Raw genomic sequence first — 15,550 nt, forward strand, 5'->3', positions numbered from 1 at the left:
CGGGGGCGCCTTTTGACGAGATGATGGAGAGATGCGCCTCGTCTCTCTTCTTCCCTCCGCTACCGAGATCGTCTACGCCCTGGGTCTCGGCGACGACCTGGTCGGCGTGACCTTCGAGTGCGACGAGCCGCCGTACGCCCGCACGGAGAAGACAGTCGTGGTCGGCGGCCGCGACACCCGCGGCATGACTCCCGCCGAGATCGACGACTACGTGCAGACCCGCATGAAGAACGGCGAGGACCTCTACACCCTGCACGCCGGGGCCCTGGCCGCCCTCGACCCCGAGCTCATCCTGACCCAGGACCTCTGCCGCGTCTGCGCGCTCCCGTCGGGTCACGTCACCGACGCGCTCGACCACTTGGGCTGCCGCGCCGACGTGCTGTCCCTCGACCCGTACACCCTCGACGAGGTGCTTCAGACGTTCCTCGAGGTGGGCGCGGCCGCGGGTGTGCCCGACCGCGCTCAAGCCCTGATCTCAGGTCTCCGAGCTCGCCTGGCCACCGTCGCCACCGCTGTCGAGGGCCGCCCGCGCCCGAAGGTGGCGGTGGTCGAGTGGGTCGACCCGCCCTTCACGGCCGGCCACTGGGTGCCTGACCTGGTCACGGCGGCGGGCGGCGTTCCGGTCGCGGCTCGCGGTGGTCAGCGTTCGGTCCAGACGACGTACGCCGATCTGGCCGCTCCCGGCCCGCAGATCGTCCTGGTGACCCCGTGCGGTTTCCACCTGGACGGAGCCGCGCTCCAGGCCGCCGGCGTGGTGCCGCACTTCCCCGGCGCCCAGGTCTGGGCCCTGGACGGCGACAGCCTGATCGTCCGCCCCGGTCCCCGCCTGGTCGACGGGGTGGAGACGATCGCCGCGATCCTGCACCCGGAGGCGTTCCCCGAGGGCCCTGGCCCGAGATCCGCTCGACGTCTTTCTTGAGGGCCTCGGCCTCCTGCCCGCTCAGTGTGCCAGGGCCGGCCGGCGGGACGGAACGGCCGACCAGCGCGTACGGGCGGCCTCGCGAACCCGCATGGCCCGGTACAGCCAGTGCACGTCGAGGCCGAACGACCAGGTCAGGGAGCCCAGCGCCAGGGCCAGCACCACGACCGCGCCGAAGGCGGGCAGGAAACCGGCCGTGACCAGCGCGAGGGCGACGCCTTGCACGGCCGCGACCACCTTGCGGGAGAAGCGGGGCGGCAGCGCCGCGTTCAGCCACGGCCACGCCCAGGCCGCCGCCACGAACGCGTACCGGAAGGCGCCGATCGCCACCCACCACCAGCCGTAGCGGTCGCCGGCGTAGACGCTGAGCACCAGGATCAGGAACGCGTCGATCTCCATGTCGAACCGGGCGCCGAGCGCCGTCGTCGTGTTGGTGCGCCGGGCCACCTGCCCGTCCACGCCGTCGAGGGCCAGCGCGACCCCCGCGATCACCACCAGCATCGGGGTGCTGACCGGGTGGGTGAACGACGTCACCACCATCGCGGTCACGCCGCCGACCAGGATCGCGCGGCTGAGGGTGACCGAGTTGGCCGCGCCCAGCTGTGTCATTCCGGCCCGGCCGAGCCCGGCGCCGAGCAGGGCACACAGCACCAGGCCGTACGCCGCGCCGGCGACCAGAGCGCCGGCCGTGAGCCCGAGGGTGCTGCCCAGCAGGGCCAGCAGGGCGAGCTGGGCGGCGAGGCCGAGAACCGGCCCGCGCGAGGGGCCTGCCGCTGCTTCCGCGGTACTGAGGGTCACCGTGGCTCCTCCCGTTCACAAGATCGGCCGCCGCGTATGGTTGCCGTCGTCAGCGCTTTACACGAGCGGAACCGGCGAACGGTTCAGCCGCTGAAGGGATCAACGCATGTCGGGTGCCGCGGAAGCGTTCTGGCTCGCCGAGGCCGGCCGGGGCGAGATCCGCCCGGAGAAGGTGCGCGAGCCCGGACCCGGCGAGGTGCTGGTGCGCACCCTCCACAGCGGCGTGAGCAGGGGAACCGAGACTCTGGTCTTCACCGGCCGGGTGCCCGAGAGCCAGTGGCCGGCGATGTGCGCGCCGTTCCAGGAGGGCGATTTCCCGGCCCCCGTCAAATACGGATATCTCAACGTCGGCGTCGTCGAGCAAGGACCACAAGACCTTCTCGGCCGTACGGTGTTCAGCCTCTTCCCGCACCAGACGCGTTTCGTGGTGCCCGTGTCGTCGGTCACCGTCGTCCCCGATGACGTCCCCGCCGATCGCGCCGTCCTGGCCGGCACCGTCGAGACCGCCGTCAACGCCCTCTGGGACGCGGCCCCGCTGATCGGCGACCGCGTCGCCGTCGTCGGCGCCGGCATGGTCGGTGGTTCGGCGGCCGCGATTCTCTCGCGCTTTCCGGGGGTACGGATCCAGCTCGTGGACGTCGACCCGGCCCGTGCCGCCCTCGCCTCGCGGCTGGGCGTGCCCTTCGCGCGCCCGGACGAGGCGCTGGGCGACTGTGACCTGGTGATCCACGCCAGCGCGTCGGCGGCCGGGTTGAAACGTTCTCTGGAGCTGCTGGCCTACGAGGGCACCGTCGTCGAGCTCAGCTGGTACGGCGACAAGCAGGTCGACATCCCGCTGGGCGAGTTCTTCCACTCGAAGCGCCTGACCGTGCGCGGCAGCCAGGTGGGCGGCATCCGGCCGGATCACCGCCGCTCGTACGCCGAACGCCTGGCCCTGTCTCTCGATCTGCTCCGCGACGACCGGTTCGAGGCGCTGATCAGTGGACGGTCCCCGTTCGGGGACCTGCCCGCGATCATGCCGCGCCTGGCCGACGGTAGCCTTCCGGCACTCTGCCACGTGATCGACTACAACTGAGGAGGAGCTGATCTTGTTCAGCGTCACCGTCCGCGACCACATCATGATCGCCCACAGCTTCTCGGGTGAGGTCTTCGGACCGGCCCAGAAGCTGCACGGCGCGACCTTCGTGGTGGACGCCACGTTCCGCCGGCCCGAGCTGGACGACGACAACATCGTCGTCGACATCGGCCGGGCGAGCGAGGAGCTGCACGCGATCTGCGGCGGGCTCAGCTACAAGAACCTCGACGACGACCCCGCCTTCAAGGGCGTCAACACGTCGACCGAGTTCCTGGCCAAGGTGATCGCCGACCGCCTGGCCGACAAGGTCGCCGCCGGTGACCTGGGCCCCGGCGCGGCCGGGCTGACCGGCATCTCGGTCACCCTGCACGAGTCGCACATCGCATGGGCCTCGTACGAGCGCGATCTGTGAGCTCGCCACCTCTCTGGGCGGTGCTGCCGGGCGGGATCGACGACCCGGCGGCACCGAGCGGCGGCAACCGCTACGACCGCGCCGTCCTGTGCCGCCTGCACCGCGACGTCCACGAGCTCGCGATCGGCGGCACGTGGCCGTCGCCGAGCCCCGCCTCCCGGCGCGCCCTGCAGTGGGCGCTGGCCGACATCCCCGACGGCGCCCTGGTGCTGGTCGACGGCCTGGTCGGCTGCGGCGTGCCCGAGCTCCTGGCGCCGCACGCCCACCGCCTGCGCCTGGCCGTGCTCGTGCACCTGCCGCTGAGCGACGAGACCGGCCTCTCCCCGGAGCGGGCCGCCGACCTGCGCTCGAAGGAGCGCGCCACCCTGCACCTGGCCACCACCGTGATCGCCACCAGCGAGGCCGCCGCGGCCCACGTGGCCGCCATGCACGACCTGCCCCGCGTGGAGGTCGCCGCGCCCGGCGTCGGCTCGTTCCCGGTCGCGGAGCCGCACCCCGACGGCCACCGGCTGCTCTGCGTCGCCTCGGTCTCCCCCCGCAAGGGCCAGGACCTGCTGGTCGGCGCCCTCGAGAACGACCTGCCCGGCCTGCGCTGGAAGTGCACCTTTGCCGGCGCACTCATCAATCCGGTCCCGTATCTGAGCGGCCGCATCCAATTCACCGGACCTCTGGCCGGCGCCGACCTCGACGCCGCCTACGCCGGCACCGACCTGTTCGTCCTGCCGTCGCGCAACGAGACGTACGGCATGGTCGTCACCGAGGCCCTGGCCCGCGGCATCCCCGTCCTGGCCACCGCCGTCGGCGGCGTCCCTGAGGCCTTGGGCACCACCCCCCTGGGCCGGCCCGGCATGCTCGTGCCCGCCGACGACCGCCCCGCCCTGGCCGCGGCGCTGCGCGCCTGGCTCACCGACCCCTCGCTCCGCGCCAACTTGCGCGCCGCCGCCCTCCAGCGCCGGGAAACCCTCCCGACCTGGACCGCGACGGCCGACCGCATCACCGAGATCCTCGACGGCATGCCACCAGCCCCGCCGTCACCGACCATCCCCGCGCCGCCCGTCACCCGGGCGGCGACGTCGATCGAAGGAGAGTCCGCATGACCGGTGAGTTCAGCGAGTCGTGGCTGGGGTTGCGGGAGCCGGCCGACGCCGACGCCCGCGCCGCCGACCTGGTCGAACGGCTCCCCCAGCCGATCCACGTCATCCGCGACCTCGGCTGCGGCACCGGCTCGCTGGGCCGCTGGCTCGCCCCGAAGCTGCCCACCCCGCAGCATTGGATCCTGGCCGACCGCGACCCCAAGCTGCTGCACTACGCGACCTCGCACCTGCGGCTGCCCGGTGTCACGGTCGAGGGCGCCCTCGGCGACGTCACCGCGCTGACCGCCGAGGACCTGGACGGCACCGACCTGGTGACCTGTTCGGCCCTGCTCGACCTGCTCACCGAGGACGAGATCGACTCGCTGGTGGCCGCCCTCGCCGCCGCCGGCACGGCCGCGCTGTTCACGCTCTCGGTGGCCGGCGAGGTCACCCTGGACCCCGCACGGCCGGAGGACCGGCAGGTCGAGGCCGCGTTCAACGCGCACCAGCGCCGGGTCGAGGGCGACCGCCGTCTTCTCGGGCCGGACGCGCCGGCGTACGCCACCCAGGCCTTTGAGAAAGCGGGCGCGACGGTCGTGACCCGGCCGAGCCCGTGGCAGCTCGGTTCCGAGCGCCCGGAACTGACCGCGGAATGGCTGCGCGGCTGGGTCGGCGCCGCCCGTGAGCAGGACCCGGAGCTGGCCCTGGACGACTATCTGGCCGCCCGTCTGGGTGACCTTCCGAGCGTGTCGGTCGGACATGTCGATCTTTTAGCGATCTTCGGCTGAACCCTTTGTGCCCGCCCCGGCGTACTAGGGGAAAGACGGGCTATCGAAGGGGACGGCGAAGTGACGCGATCGATCTGGGTGTGGCTGCGGATCCTGGGAGGGGCCGGGATCCTCGGCTTCCTCCTGTGGCGGCTCGGCACCGGCGCCTTCCTCGACGGCCTGCGGGTGATCGACGGCCCGCTGCTCGCGCTGGCGTTCGGCATCGGCGTGGTGACGACGGTCTTCAGCGCCTGGCGCTGGTGCCTGGTGGCGCGCGGCCTGGGCCTGCGGCTCTCGCTGGGCGGCGCGATCGCCGATTACTACAAGGCCCTCTTCCTGAACGCGGCCCTGCCCGGCGGCGTCCTCGGCGACGTCGACCGGGCGGTCACCCACGGCCGCGACGAGGGTGACGTCGCCAAGAGCGTGCGGGCCGTGGTCCTGGAGCGCACGGCCGGCCAGCTGGTCCTGATCGGCGTGGGCGTCACGGTGCTGCTCACGGTGCCGTCGCCTGTTCTGACGGCACTGTCCCGGCACGGCGCCACCGTCGCGGTCGTCGTGGCCGCGCTGGCCGCCGCCGCCGTGATCCTGCTGCTCGCCGTCCGCAAGCTGCGCCAGGGCGGTTCGCGGGTCGCCTCCGCCGTGCGCACCGGCGCGGCCGAGATCCGCACCGGCCTGCTGTCGCGCCGCAACTGGCCCGGCGTCACGCTGGCCTCGACCGTCGTGCTCGTCGGCCACCTGGCCACCTTCGTGGTGGCGGCCCGAGCCGCCGGCTCAACCGCCTCCCTGCTGCGCCTGGCTCCCTTGATGCTGCTGGCCCTGCTGGCCATGTCGCTGCCCCTGAACATCGGCGGCTGGGGCCCTCGCGAGGCCGTGACCGCCTGGGCCTTCGGCGCCGCCGGTCTCAGCGCCACCCAGGGCCTGACCACGGCCGTCGTCTACGGCGTCTTCGCCTTCGTGGCCGCCCTGCCCGGCGCCGCCGTGCTCCTGGTGCGCGCCACCGCCGGCCTGCGCACCTCGCTCGCCCTGCGCCGCGCCGTTCCCGTCTCCCCGGCGCCCGCGCTGCCGGTACCCGTCTCAGCCATTCCGGTCTCGCCGGCGCCCGTCGTGCCGGTGCTGGTACCGGCATCCGCGACCGTGCCGGTCTCCGTGGCCCGTCTCGCCGCCCCGATCGCGCCGGAGATGCTGCTCGGGCGCGAGCTGGCGCGCACCGGCGCCTGAGGCGGCCCTCGTTGGCTTGGCTCTTACGCCGCGGCCCGTGGCCCCACCAGGGCCGCGGGCCTTCCCCCGCGACCTGGTCAGGCCGGCTGGAAGCGGTCGGACAAGGCGTAGCGCAGCAGCACTACGTCACCGATCTGGCGGACCTCCGCCAGCGTGGCGCGGCGCCCCGGGCCCCAGGGGAAGTCGCCGTCGGTGACGAACCGGGGCGCCCTCGAGTCGCCCACGAAGAACGGGGCGACCACCAGCTGGAGCTCGTCGGCCAGGCCCGCGGTGAGGAACTGGGTGTGCATCCGCCCGCCGCCCTCAACCATCAGCCGCCGCACCCCGCGGACGGTCAGGTCGGCCGTCACCAGGTGCAGGTCGACCGGCTCGCCGCCGTCGACGACGGTGGCGACGTCGCCGAGCTTGGCCTGGGCCGATTCGACCGAAGGCGAAGCACAATAGACGATTTTGTCCACTTCGCCCGCGGTGAAGAACTGGGCGCCGGGATCGATGGCGCAGCTGCCCGTCACCGTGACCTTGATCGGGTTCGGTGTCTCGCCCCGGGCGACCCGGGCCGCCCGGCGCTCGGCCGAGCGGACCAGCAGGCGCGGATCGTCCTGCCGGATCGTCGCGGCCCCGACGAGGATCGCGTCACAACCGGCACGAACCTCATCGACCCGGTCGAAATCGGCCTCGTTGGACAGCAGGAGCCGCTCCTGCGCCGCGTCATCGAGGTAGCCGTCGATGGACATGCCGCAGCTCAGCAACGTGTAAGGACGCTCAACCACCGATGACGCCTCCCGTCGAGCGACCATCGTCACCCTGGCCGAACAGTTGCGTCCAAGATAATCCGGGACACGATTACTGGCACGTTCGCAATCTGTTGCGGTGCGGTGACTCCGGCGGCGGGTATAGCGATCAACGGGGAACCAACGAGGAGGACCGATGATAGAAGCCACCGTGCGGCAGCAGGTGACCGTTCCGCTGCGATTCGGAGACGGGTACGCGACGCCGGCCCGGGTGATGACCTTCGACGGCCTCGTCGACGGCAAGGAGCACCTGGCCCTCGGGCTCGGTGACTGGCAGCGGGCCCTGAAGAAGTCCGCCGCCGGCGGGCGCGCCCCGCTGGTGCGCCCGCACAGCGAGTGCCTGACCGGTGACGTCTTCGGCAGCCAGCGCTGCGACTGCGGCCCGCAGTTGCGCGAGGCCGTGGAGCGGATCGCCGAGCAGGGCGGCCTCCTGCTCTACCTGCGCCAGGAGGGCCGCGGCATCGGCCTGTACGCCAAGCTGGACGCCTACGCGCTGCAGGACGCCGGCCTGGACACGTACGAGGCGAACGTCGCTCTGGGCCGGGGTGAGGACGAGCGCGACTACGCGCCGGCCGCGCAGATGCTGCTGGCGCTCGGCGCCGACCGGATCCGGCTGCTGAGCAACAATCCCGACAAAGCCCTGCAACTCGAGAAGAGCGGGATCGACGTGACGCAGCGGATCCCGACCGGGGTCCACATGTCTCCGACAAACGTGCGCTATCTGGCCACCAAGGCCTCGCACACGGCTCACACGATCGAGCTACCCCTGGCCGAGTAACTGATGCCCGGGGTCATCCGGCACCATATGGGGATGGCGGACGACCCCGAGCTCACCCTGACCGCGGTCGACCAGGTGCCGTTCATCCTGGCCGTTTGCGAAGGCCCCGAGCTTCGGGTGCTCCTGTTGAGCGGGGCCACGCGTGCCGTCCTGCCCGGCCGCGACTACCTCGGCCGGCCGATCCGCGAGGTGATCAGCGATCTGGTCGGTCAGCAGATCGTCGACGCGTACTACGAGGTCTACCGCACCGGCAAGCCGTTCGACGGCAGCGAGTGGCGGGTCCACCTGGACATGCCGGACGGATCGGTACACGAGATGTTCGCCGACTTCACGATCACACCCTGGACCGTGGACGGCGAACGCCGCGGCGTGATCGGCATCGGCACCGACGTCACCGAGGCCGTGTACAAGCGGCAGGCCGCGGCGGCCGACACCGAGCGCCTGCGCCGTCGCTACGAGGAGAGCCGCGAGGTCATCACGGCGCTCCAGCGGGAACTGCTTCCGGCCGGGCTTCCCGTGCTGCCCGGCGCCCAGGTCGCCGCGAGTTATCTGCTGGCCGAGACCGACACGGCGGCCGGAGGCGACTGGTTCGACGCGATCGTGCAGCCCGACGGCCGCCTGGCCCTGATCGTCGGCGACGTCGTCGGTCACGGCGTGGCCGCCTCCGGTGTGATGGGCCAGCTCCGCGCGGTCCTGCAGGACCGTCTCTACTCCGGCGCCTCGGTGACCGAGGCCGTCGGCGCCGTGGATCGTTTCGCCGCCCGCGTGCCCGCGGCCCACGCGGCGACGGTCGCCCTGGTCGTGCTCGACACCGTCTCGGGTGCGGCCGAGTACTGCACGGCGGGCCATCCGGCGCCGTTGGTCGTCGACGGCGCGGGAGGCACGCGTTATCTGCCCCTCACCGGGGGCGCCCCCTTGGGCACGGGCGGATCCTTCTCCGTCGGGCAGGCCCGGTTGCAGGACGGGGACCTGCTGCTTCTCTACAGCGACGGCATCCTCGAGCGGCCGGGCCGCGACCACACGTCGAGCGCCGCCGAGTTGGCGCATTTCGCCGCGGACAGCGCCGCCGGGCGGGCGCTGCGCGATCCGGAGGCCACCCCGGCCGAACGGGTGTGCACGCAGACCGTCGAGCTGTTGGTGCGCGCGACGGGCCACGGCGATGACATCACGCTGCTCGCTGTGCAGCGCGTGACCCCCGTACAAAATCTGGTCCTTGATCTGCCGGCCGAGCCGGCCGTTCTGCGTGGTGCGCGCCATGAGCTGGGTGCGTGGCTGACGAAGGCCGGGGCCACCGATCAGGATGTCTTCGTGCTGCAGCACGCTCTCGGGGAGTTGATGACCAACGCGGTGGAGCACGCGGCCGCCGCCGAGGGTTCGACGGTGACGGTGACCGTCTCGCTGACGGCCTCGGGCGCGGTCGAGGCGGTCGTGACCGATCGGGGGAAATGGCGCGAACCATCGCGCCAGGAGAATCGCGGGCGGGGACTGGCTCTGACCTCCCAGCTGGTCGAGAGCCTGACAGTGACGCACGACACGGACGGCACGGTCGCGCGGATCCGGCAGCCGTTGACACGGCCGGCCCGGCTGCTGGACATGCGCGATCCTCCGGCGCCGCCGTCGGCGCCGGCCGCTGTCGAGTTCCGCATCGTCGAGCAGGAGGGTGATGACGAGGCACACGTACGGGTGGAAGGACCGCTGGACGCGCAGACGGCGTCGCTCGCCCGGCGCGAGCTGTTGCGGCGGAGCCGGGGTGGAACTGTGCCTCTCACTGTGGAGTTGTCAACGGTGACGCATTTGTCCAGCGCCGGGGTCTCCGCGCTGCACCACGTCGCGGCTCAGCACACGGCTCAGGGAGCGCCGCTGAGTCTCGTCGCGTCGCCGGGATCGCCGGCGCAGACGATTCTGGCACTCGTCGCGCTGCATCCCTGAGTTATCCACAGAGCCGAGTTATCCACAGGGTCCGAGCAGATTGTCGGTCCACCTCTCTAATATCGCTTCGTGACTTCGCCACCGACTCCCGCCTACGACGTCCTCAACCGCGTCTTCGGCTACCTCGACTTCCGTGGGCAGCAACGCGAGATCATCGAGCATGTCGTCGACGGCGGCGACGCGCTGGTGCTCATGCCCACCGGCGGCGGCAAGTCGCTGTGCTACCAGATTCCGGCGCTGGTCCGCCCGGGCACGGGCGTGGTGATCTCACCGCTCATCGCCCTCATGCAGGACCAGGTCGACGCGCTGCGCACCCTGGGCGTGCGGGCCGGCTTCCTCAACTCCGCGCAGGACTACGACGAGCGCCGCCTGGTCGAGGCCGAGTTCGTCAATGGCGAGCTCGACCTTCTCTATGTCGCGCCCGAGGGCCTGGGCGTCGCGGCGACCCAGCGGCTGCTCGACCGGGGCAAGATCTCCCTGTTCGCGATCGACGAGGCGCACTGCGTCTCGCAGTGGGGCCACGACTTCCGCCCCGACTACCTCGGCCTGTCGATGCTGCACGAGCGCTGGCCGGACGTGCCGCGCATCGCGCTGACCGCGACGGCGACCAGCGCCACCCGCGAGGAAATCGCCACCCGTCTGCGCCTCGACGACGCCCGCCACTTCACGGCGAGCTTCGACCGGCCCAACATCCAATACCGGATCGTGCCCAAGAACGAGCCGCGCAAGCAGCTGCTCGACCTGCTGCGCACGGAGCATCCGGGCGATTCCGGCATCATCTACTGCCTCTCGCGCGCCTCGGTGGAAAAGGTCGCCGAGTTCCTCAACCAGAACGGCATCACCGCGCTGCCCTATCACGCGGGCCTCGACAACCGCGTCCGCGCGGCCAACCAGTCCCGCTTCCTGCGCGAGGACGGGCTGGTCATGGTGGCGACGATCGCTTTCGGCATGGGCATCGACAAGCCGGATGTACGCTTCGTCGCCCACCTCGATCTGCCGAAATCCGTGGAGGGCTACTACCAGGAGACGGGCCGGGCGGGCCGCGACGGCCAGCCGTCGACCGCCTGGCTGGCGTACGGGCTCCAGGACGTGGTCCAGCAGCGCAAGATGATCGAGAGTTCGGACGGCGACGTCAATTTCCGCCGCAACGCCTCGAAACACCTCGACGCCATGCTCGCGCTCTGCGAGACGGTGTCGTGCCGGCGGTCCGAGCTGCTGGCCTATTTCGGTCAGGACCAGTCGGGCGACAACTGCGGCAACTGCGACACGTGCCTGGCCCCGCCGGAGTCTTGGGACGCCACGGTGGCCGCGCAGAAACTGCTGTCCACGGTGCTGCGGCTCCAGCGCGAGCGGGGACAGAAATTCGGCGCCGGCCAGTCCATCGACATCCTGGTCGGCAAGCAGACCGACAAGATCAAGCAGTTCCGGCACGACCAGCTGTCGGTCTTCGGCATCGGCACCGAGCTGCGCGAAACCGAGTGGCGCGGCGTCGTGCGTAAGCTTCTGGCCGCGGGGCATCTGGCGGTCGAGGGTGAGTACGGCACGTTGGTGCTCACCGAGAGCAGCGCGGAAGTGCTCCGCGGTCAGGCCAAGGTCGCGATGCGCCGCGAGGTGGCCCCGGTCAAGACCCGCGCCCCGAAACAGCGTTCGGCCGCCGCGGCGGCTCCCACGGCCGACCTCTCCCCCGCGGCCACCTCGGTCTTCGAGCGCCTGCGGGCGTGGCGAGGGGCGACGGCCAAGGAACAGGGCATGCCGGCGTACGTCATCTTCCACGACGCCACGCTGCGCGCGATCGCCGCGCTCAACCCCACGACCTTGTCCGAGCTGGGCACGGTCAGCGGCGTCGGCCAGAGCAAGCTGGCCAAGTTCGGCCAGCAGGTCCTGGACACCCTCCACGGCGACGGCGCCGCGGCGGATGCCGCCCCGCCGCCGTCTCCCGCCGCCCGCATCGCCTCCCGCTTCGGCGACGATCCCCCGCCGTCGCCGTCGCCGTCGCCCGCGGCAGCGCCAGCCGCCACCGCCGCGTCACGCACCGCCACCACCCACCCCACCGCCGCGTCACGGGCCGCCGCCACCCAGCGCACCGTAGCGCCGGCGGTCGGCAGCAGTTCGGCCCGCCCCGCTCCTGCCGGCGCCGGGTCGCGATTCGGCGGCGCCCCGCCGGCCCACGCGGACGAGGCCTACCCGTTCGACTTCAGTGAGGAGCCGCCGGACGACTTCGACTACGACTTCGACCCGCCGCCGCCGGACGACAACTGACGAACTGCAATCCGGCGAGGTGGGGTGACGCTACGCGGCGCTGCCAGGCGGTGGGCGGGGCGGGGCCGGGCCAGGCGGTGGGCGGGGCGGGGCCGGGCCAGGCCGGGCCGGCCGGGCCAGGCCGGGCCAGGCCGGTGGCGGGCTACTGGGCGGTGACGTTGACCATCCAGTGGATGCCGTATCTGTCTTTGAGCTGGCCGAACGTGTCGCCCCACATCTGCTTCTCGAAGGGGACCTCGATGTCGGCGCCGTCGGCCAGTTTGGACCAGATGGCCTCCAGGCCCTCGCCGGTGTCGCCGGACAGGCTGCACACGATGTTGTTGCCCGGTGTGGTGGTGCTGCCGGGCGGGGCGTCGGCGCCCATGATGGTGTAGCCCTGCGGGGTCTCCAAGCGGCCGTGCATGATGCGGTCGGCCGTCGCCGGGTCGGGGGCGCCGAACTCGCCGTAGGTGTTCATGGTCAGGTCGCCGCCGAAGACCGACCTGTAGTAGTCGAGTGCCTCTCGGGCCGTGCCGTCGAAGCTGAGGTAGGGGTTGAGCCGGGATGCCATCGCGGACTCCTTTGGCTGTGAAGGCCTGTCCCGGCTGACGCTAGACCCCACCCCCGACAAAATTCAGTCGTAAGGGTGAGGTCTACCCGGTCGTGCGAGGGTCAGCGGTGATCCGACCCCGCCGAGGTGACCGCCGCGCGGCCGGCCTCCAGGCGGGCGATCGGTACGCGGAACGGGGAGCAGGACACGTAGTCCAGGCCCACCTCGTGGAAGAAGTGCACCGACTCCGGGTCGCCGCCGTGCTCGCCGCAGACGCCCAGCTTCAAGCCCGGTCGGGTCGCCCGGCCCTCGTCGGTGGCGATGCGGACCAGACGGCCCACGCCGTCGCGGTCGATCGACTCGAACGGGGAGATGCCGAAGATGCCCAGCTCCAGGTAGCGCCAGAAGAACGCGCCCTCCACATCGTCCCGGCTGAAACCCCAGCCCATCTGGGTCAGGTCGTTCGTGCCGAACGAGAAGAACTCGGCCGCCTCCGCGATCTGACCCGCCGTCAGCGCCGCCCGCGGCACCTCGATCATCGTGCCGATGAGGATCTCCACGCCGGATGAAGCGCCCGAAATGCCGGAAGTGCCGACCACCTCTGCGATGATCTTCTCGGCTTCGGCGCGGACCGTCTCCAGCTCCTGCACCGCGCCGACCAGCGGCACCATGATCTCCGGGCGGGGATGGCCGCCCTCGGCCGCCAGCTCGACCGCCGCCTCCGCGATCGCCCGCACCTGCATCGCGAACAGGCCGGGAATCACCAGGCCGAGCCGGACGCCGCGCAAGCCCAGCATCGGGTTCGACTCGTGCATGCGCCGGACCGCGGCCAGCATCCGCTCGTCGTGCTCGGCCTCCTCGCCGCGCTCCTTGGCCACCGCCACCTGCACCGCCAGGTCCTCAAGGGACGGCAGGAACTCGTGCAGCGGCGGGTCGATCAGCCGCACCGTCACCGGCAGGCCGTTCATCTCGCGGAAGATCTGCAGGAAGTCGGCCCGCTGCAACGGCTGCAGCGCCGCCAGCGCCTCGTTGCGCTCGGTGTCCGTGCGGGCCAGGATCAGCCGCTCGACCAGCGGGCGCCGATCGCCGAGGAACATGTGCTCCGTCCGGCACAGGCCGATCCCGCGCGCCCCGAAACGGCGCGCCCGGGCCGCGTCGGCGCCCGTGTCGGCGTTCGTCCGCACCGCCAGCCGGGCCGCCGAGTCGGCGTGCGTCATCAGCAGGTGCACCGCCGACACCAGCGGCTCGTTGGCCAGCGCCGGGTCGAGGTCGCCCTCGAAGTACTGCACGACCTCCGACGGTCGCACCGGCACCTCGCCCAGGTAGACCCGCCCGGTCGTCCCGTCGATCGACACCGTGTCGCCCTCGCGGACGACCTGGCCGTTGACCGTGAACTGGTCGCGGCCCACCTCCATCTCGTCGGCGCCGCACACGCACGTCTTGCCCATGCCGCGGGCCACCACCGCCGCGTGCGAGGTCTTGCCGCCGCGGGAGGTGAGGATGCCCTGCGCCGCGATCATGCCGGGAAGGTCGTCGGGGTTCGTCTCACGGCGTACGAGAATGACCGATTTGCCCTCTGCGGCGGCCGCAACCGCGTGGGCGGAAGAGAACACGACCTCGCCGGCCGCCGCGCCCGGGGAGGCGCCCACGCCTCGCGTGATCGGAGAGGGATGGGAGGAAAGGTCGAAACGAGGGAACATCAACTGGGCCAGCTGAGCCCCACTGACGCGGGTGAGCGCCTCGTCCAGGGAGATCATGCCCTCGTCGACCAACTGGGCCGCGATCGTGAAGGCGGCCGCCGCCGTGCGCTTGCCGACGCGGGTCTGCAACATCCACAGCTTGCCGCGCTCGATCGTGAACTCGATGTCGCACAGATCGTGGTAATGCCCCTCGAGCTGCGCCATGATGGCGAGCAACTCGTCGTACGACTTCTTGTCGATCTTTTCGAGGTCTTGCAACGGCACGGTGTTGCGAATGCCGGCGACCACGTCCTCGCCCTGCGCGTTCTGAAGGTAGTCGCCGTAAATGCCGCTCTCGCCGGTGGCCGGGTCACGCGTGAATGCGACGCCGGTGCCGGAATCGGCGCCGAGATTACCGAAGACCATCGCCACGACATTGACGGCCGTGCCCAGGTCGGCCGGAATCCGCTCCTGCCGGCGGTAGAGCACGGCCCGGTCCGCGTTCCACGACCGGAACACGGCCGCGATGGCCAGATCCATCTGCTCGCGGGGGCTCTGCGGGAATTCGTGGCCGGTGTGTTTGGCGAAGATTTTCTTGTACGCGGCGACGAGCTCCTTGAGGTCGTCCGCGTCGAGCTGCACGTCGTCCTTCACGCCCTTGCGGACCTTCGCGTCGTGCAGTGCCTCCTCGAACTCGTGGCCCGGAACGTCGCACACCGTCTTGCCGAACATCTGGATGAGGCGCCGGTACGAGTCCCACGCGAACCGGTCGTTGCCGCCGGCCTGCCGCGACAGCCCTTGCACGGACTCGTCGTTCAGCCCCACGTTGAGGACCGTCTCCATCATGCCTGGCATCGAGAACTTGGCCCCCGAGCGCACGGAGACGAGCAGCGGATCGGCCGGGTCGCCGAGCTTACGGCCCATCGACGTCTCCAGCGCGGCCAGATGATCGTCGATCTCCGCGGAGAGGCCCTCGACGTGCGAGCCCTCGGCGAGGTACCGCTGGCAGGCGGAAGTGGTGATGGTGAAGCCGGCCGGGACGGGCAGGCCGAGGTTCGTCATCTCCGCGAGATTGGCGCCCTTGCCACCGAGCAGATCCTTGAGATCCTTGTTGCCCTCGGCGAAGTCGTAGACGAACTTCTCCATGGCCAGTCACCTCCGGTTTCGATTCCGCGGCCGAACTGGTTTCTGCCCCGAGATTCTTAAGGCTATGCAGAGATCCGCCTAATAGTTAACTGTCCCGTGGGGTTTTCCACAGACCACCATCACCTCCTGTTCGGTAAGCGCTTTCTCCGCGCAGTTCCGCGCAGCGACCACGGCGAG

12 protein-coding genes and 1 pseudogene are annotated in these 15,550 nt (G+C 71.3%); 9 read left to right on the plus strand and 4 right to left on the minus strand.

Annotated features, from left to right (window positions below; genetic code table 11):
* The first annotated feature begins 31 nt into the window (after positions 1-31).
* The gene (locus CRP55_RS30640; RefSeq protein ID WP_097324220.1) at positions 32-919 is read left to right on the plus strand and encodes an ABC transporter substrate-binding protein; all 888 of its coding nucleotides are present in this window, start codon (positions 32-34) and stop codon (positions 917-919) included.
* Between the two features lie 21 nt (positions 920-940).
* Here the strand turns inward: CRP55_RS30640 and CRP55_RS30645 are convergent, their stop codons facing one another.
* Positions 941-1,717, minus strand: coding sequence for a CDP-alcohol phosphatidyltransferase family protein (locus tag CRP55_RS30645; RefSeq protein ID WP_097324223.1), 777 nt, complete (start codon positions 1,715-1,717; stop codon positions 941-943).
* Between the two features lie 106 nt (positions 1,718-1,823).
* Here CRP55_RS30645 and CRP55_RS30650 point away from each other — a divergent pair, with 106 nt between their 5' ends.
* Genes CRP55_RS30650 through CRP55_RS30670 form a run of 5 tightly spaced genes read left to right on the plus strand, consistent with a single transcriptional unit; the run spans position 1,824 to position 6,262 of the window.
* A complete protein-coding gene (locus CRP55_RS30650) occupies positions 1,824-2,792 on the plus strand; it encodes a zinc-dependent alcohol dehydrogenase (protein WP_097324226.1) in 969 nt (322 codons plus the stop codon).
* A 13-nt stretch (positions 2,793-2,805) separates the two neighbouring features.
* Positions 2,806-3,204 (plus strand): 6-pyruvoyl trahydropterin synthase family protein, encoded by a 399-nt coding sequence (locus CRP55_RS30655; protein WP_097324229.1) that lies wholly within the window; start codon positions 2,806-2,808, stop codon positions 3,202-3,204.
* Positions 3,201-4,301, plus strand: coding sequence for a glycosyltransferase family 4 protein (locus tag CRP55_RS30660; protein ID WP_245923491.1), 1,101 nt, complete (start codon positions 3,201-3,203; stop codon positions 4,299-4,301). The genes CRP55_RS30655 and CRP55_RS30660 overlap by 4 nt, the downstream gene beginning before the upstream one ends.
* Positions 4,298-5,065 carry a class I SAM-dependent methyltransferase gene (locus tag CRP55_RS30665; RefSeq protein ID WP_097324234.1) on the plus strand — a complete coding sequence of 256 codons (768 nt, stop codon included), beginning with the start codon at positions 4,298-4,300 and terminating at the stop codon, positions 5,063-5,065. Before CRP55_RS30660 ends, CRP55_RS30665 begins: the two co-directional genes overlap by 4 nt.
* Positions 5,066-5,125: 60 nt before the next feature.
* On the plus strand, positions 5,126-6,262 hold the full coding sequence (locus CRP55_RS30670) for a lysylphosphatidylglycerol synthase transmembrane domain-containing protein (RefSeq protein ID WP_179855395.1): 1,137 nt from the start codon (positions 5,126-5,128) through the stop codon (positions 6,260-6,262).
* A gap of 77 nt (positions 6,263-6,339) precedes the next feature.
* On the opposite strand, the gene CRP55_RS30675 is transcribed toward CRP55_RS30670, so the two are convergent.
* A complete protein-coding gene (locus tag CRP55_RS30675; RefSeq protein WP_097324237.1) occupies positions 6,340-7,032 on the minus strand; it encodes a RibD family protein in 693 nt (230 codons plus the stop codon).
* A 157-nt stretch (positions 7,033-7,189) separates the two neighbouring features.
* Between CRP55_RS30675 and CRP55_RS30680 the strand changes: the two genes are divergently transcribed.
* From CRP55_RS30680 to recQ, 3 genes and pseudogenes are all read left to right on the plus strand, one after another.
* A complete protein-coding gene (locus CRP55_RS30680; protein ID WP_097324240.1) occupies positions 7,190-7,831 on the plus strand; it encodes a GTP cyclohydrolase II in 642 nt (213 codons plus the stop codon).
* 33 nt (positions 7,832-7,864) lie between these two features.
* Positions 7,865-9,760: a SpoIIE family protein phosphatase gene (locus tag CRP55_RS30685; RefSeq protein WP_097324243.1), complete on the plus strand. Its 1,896-nt coding sequence runs from the start codon at positions 7,865-7,867 to the stop codon at positions 9,758-9,760.
* A gap of 69 nt (positions 9,761-9,829) precedes the next feature.
* Positions 9,830-11,653, plus strand: a pseudogene (recQ, locus tag CRP55_RS30690) (DNA helicase RecQ); the annotation flags it as partial.
* Between the two features lie 508 nt (positions 11,654-12,161).
* Here the strand turns inward: recQ and CRP55_RS30695 are convergent.
* Both CRP55_RS30695 and ppdK read right to left on the minus strand, forming a co-directional pair.
* On the minus strand, positions 12,162-12,569 hold the full coding sequence (locus CRP55_RS30695; RefSeq protein WP_097324250.1) for a VOC family protein: 408 nt from the start codon (positions 12,567-12,569) through the stop codon (positions 12,162-12,164).
* 101 nt (positions 12,570-12,670) lie between these two features.
* On the minus strand, positions 12,671-15,373 hold the full coding sequence (gene ppdK, locus CRP55_RS30700; protein WP_097324253.1) for a pyruvate, phosphate dikinase: 2,703 nt from the start codon (positions 15,371-15,373) through the stop codon (positions 12,671-12,673).
* Positions 15,374-15,550 lie beyond the last annotated feature (177 nt).

This window comes from Paractinoplanes atraurantiacus (assembly GCF_900215205.1).
In the GTDB taxonomy this organism is placed as follows: Bacteria; Actinomycetota; Actinomycetes; order Mycobacteriales; family Micromonosporaceae; genus Actinoplanes; species Actinoplanes atraurantiacus.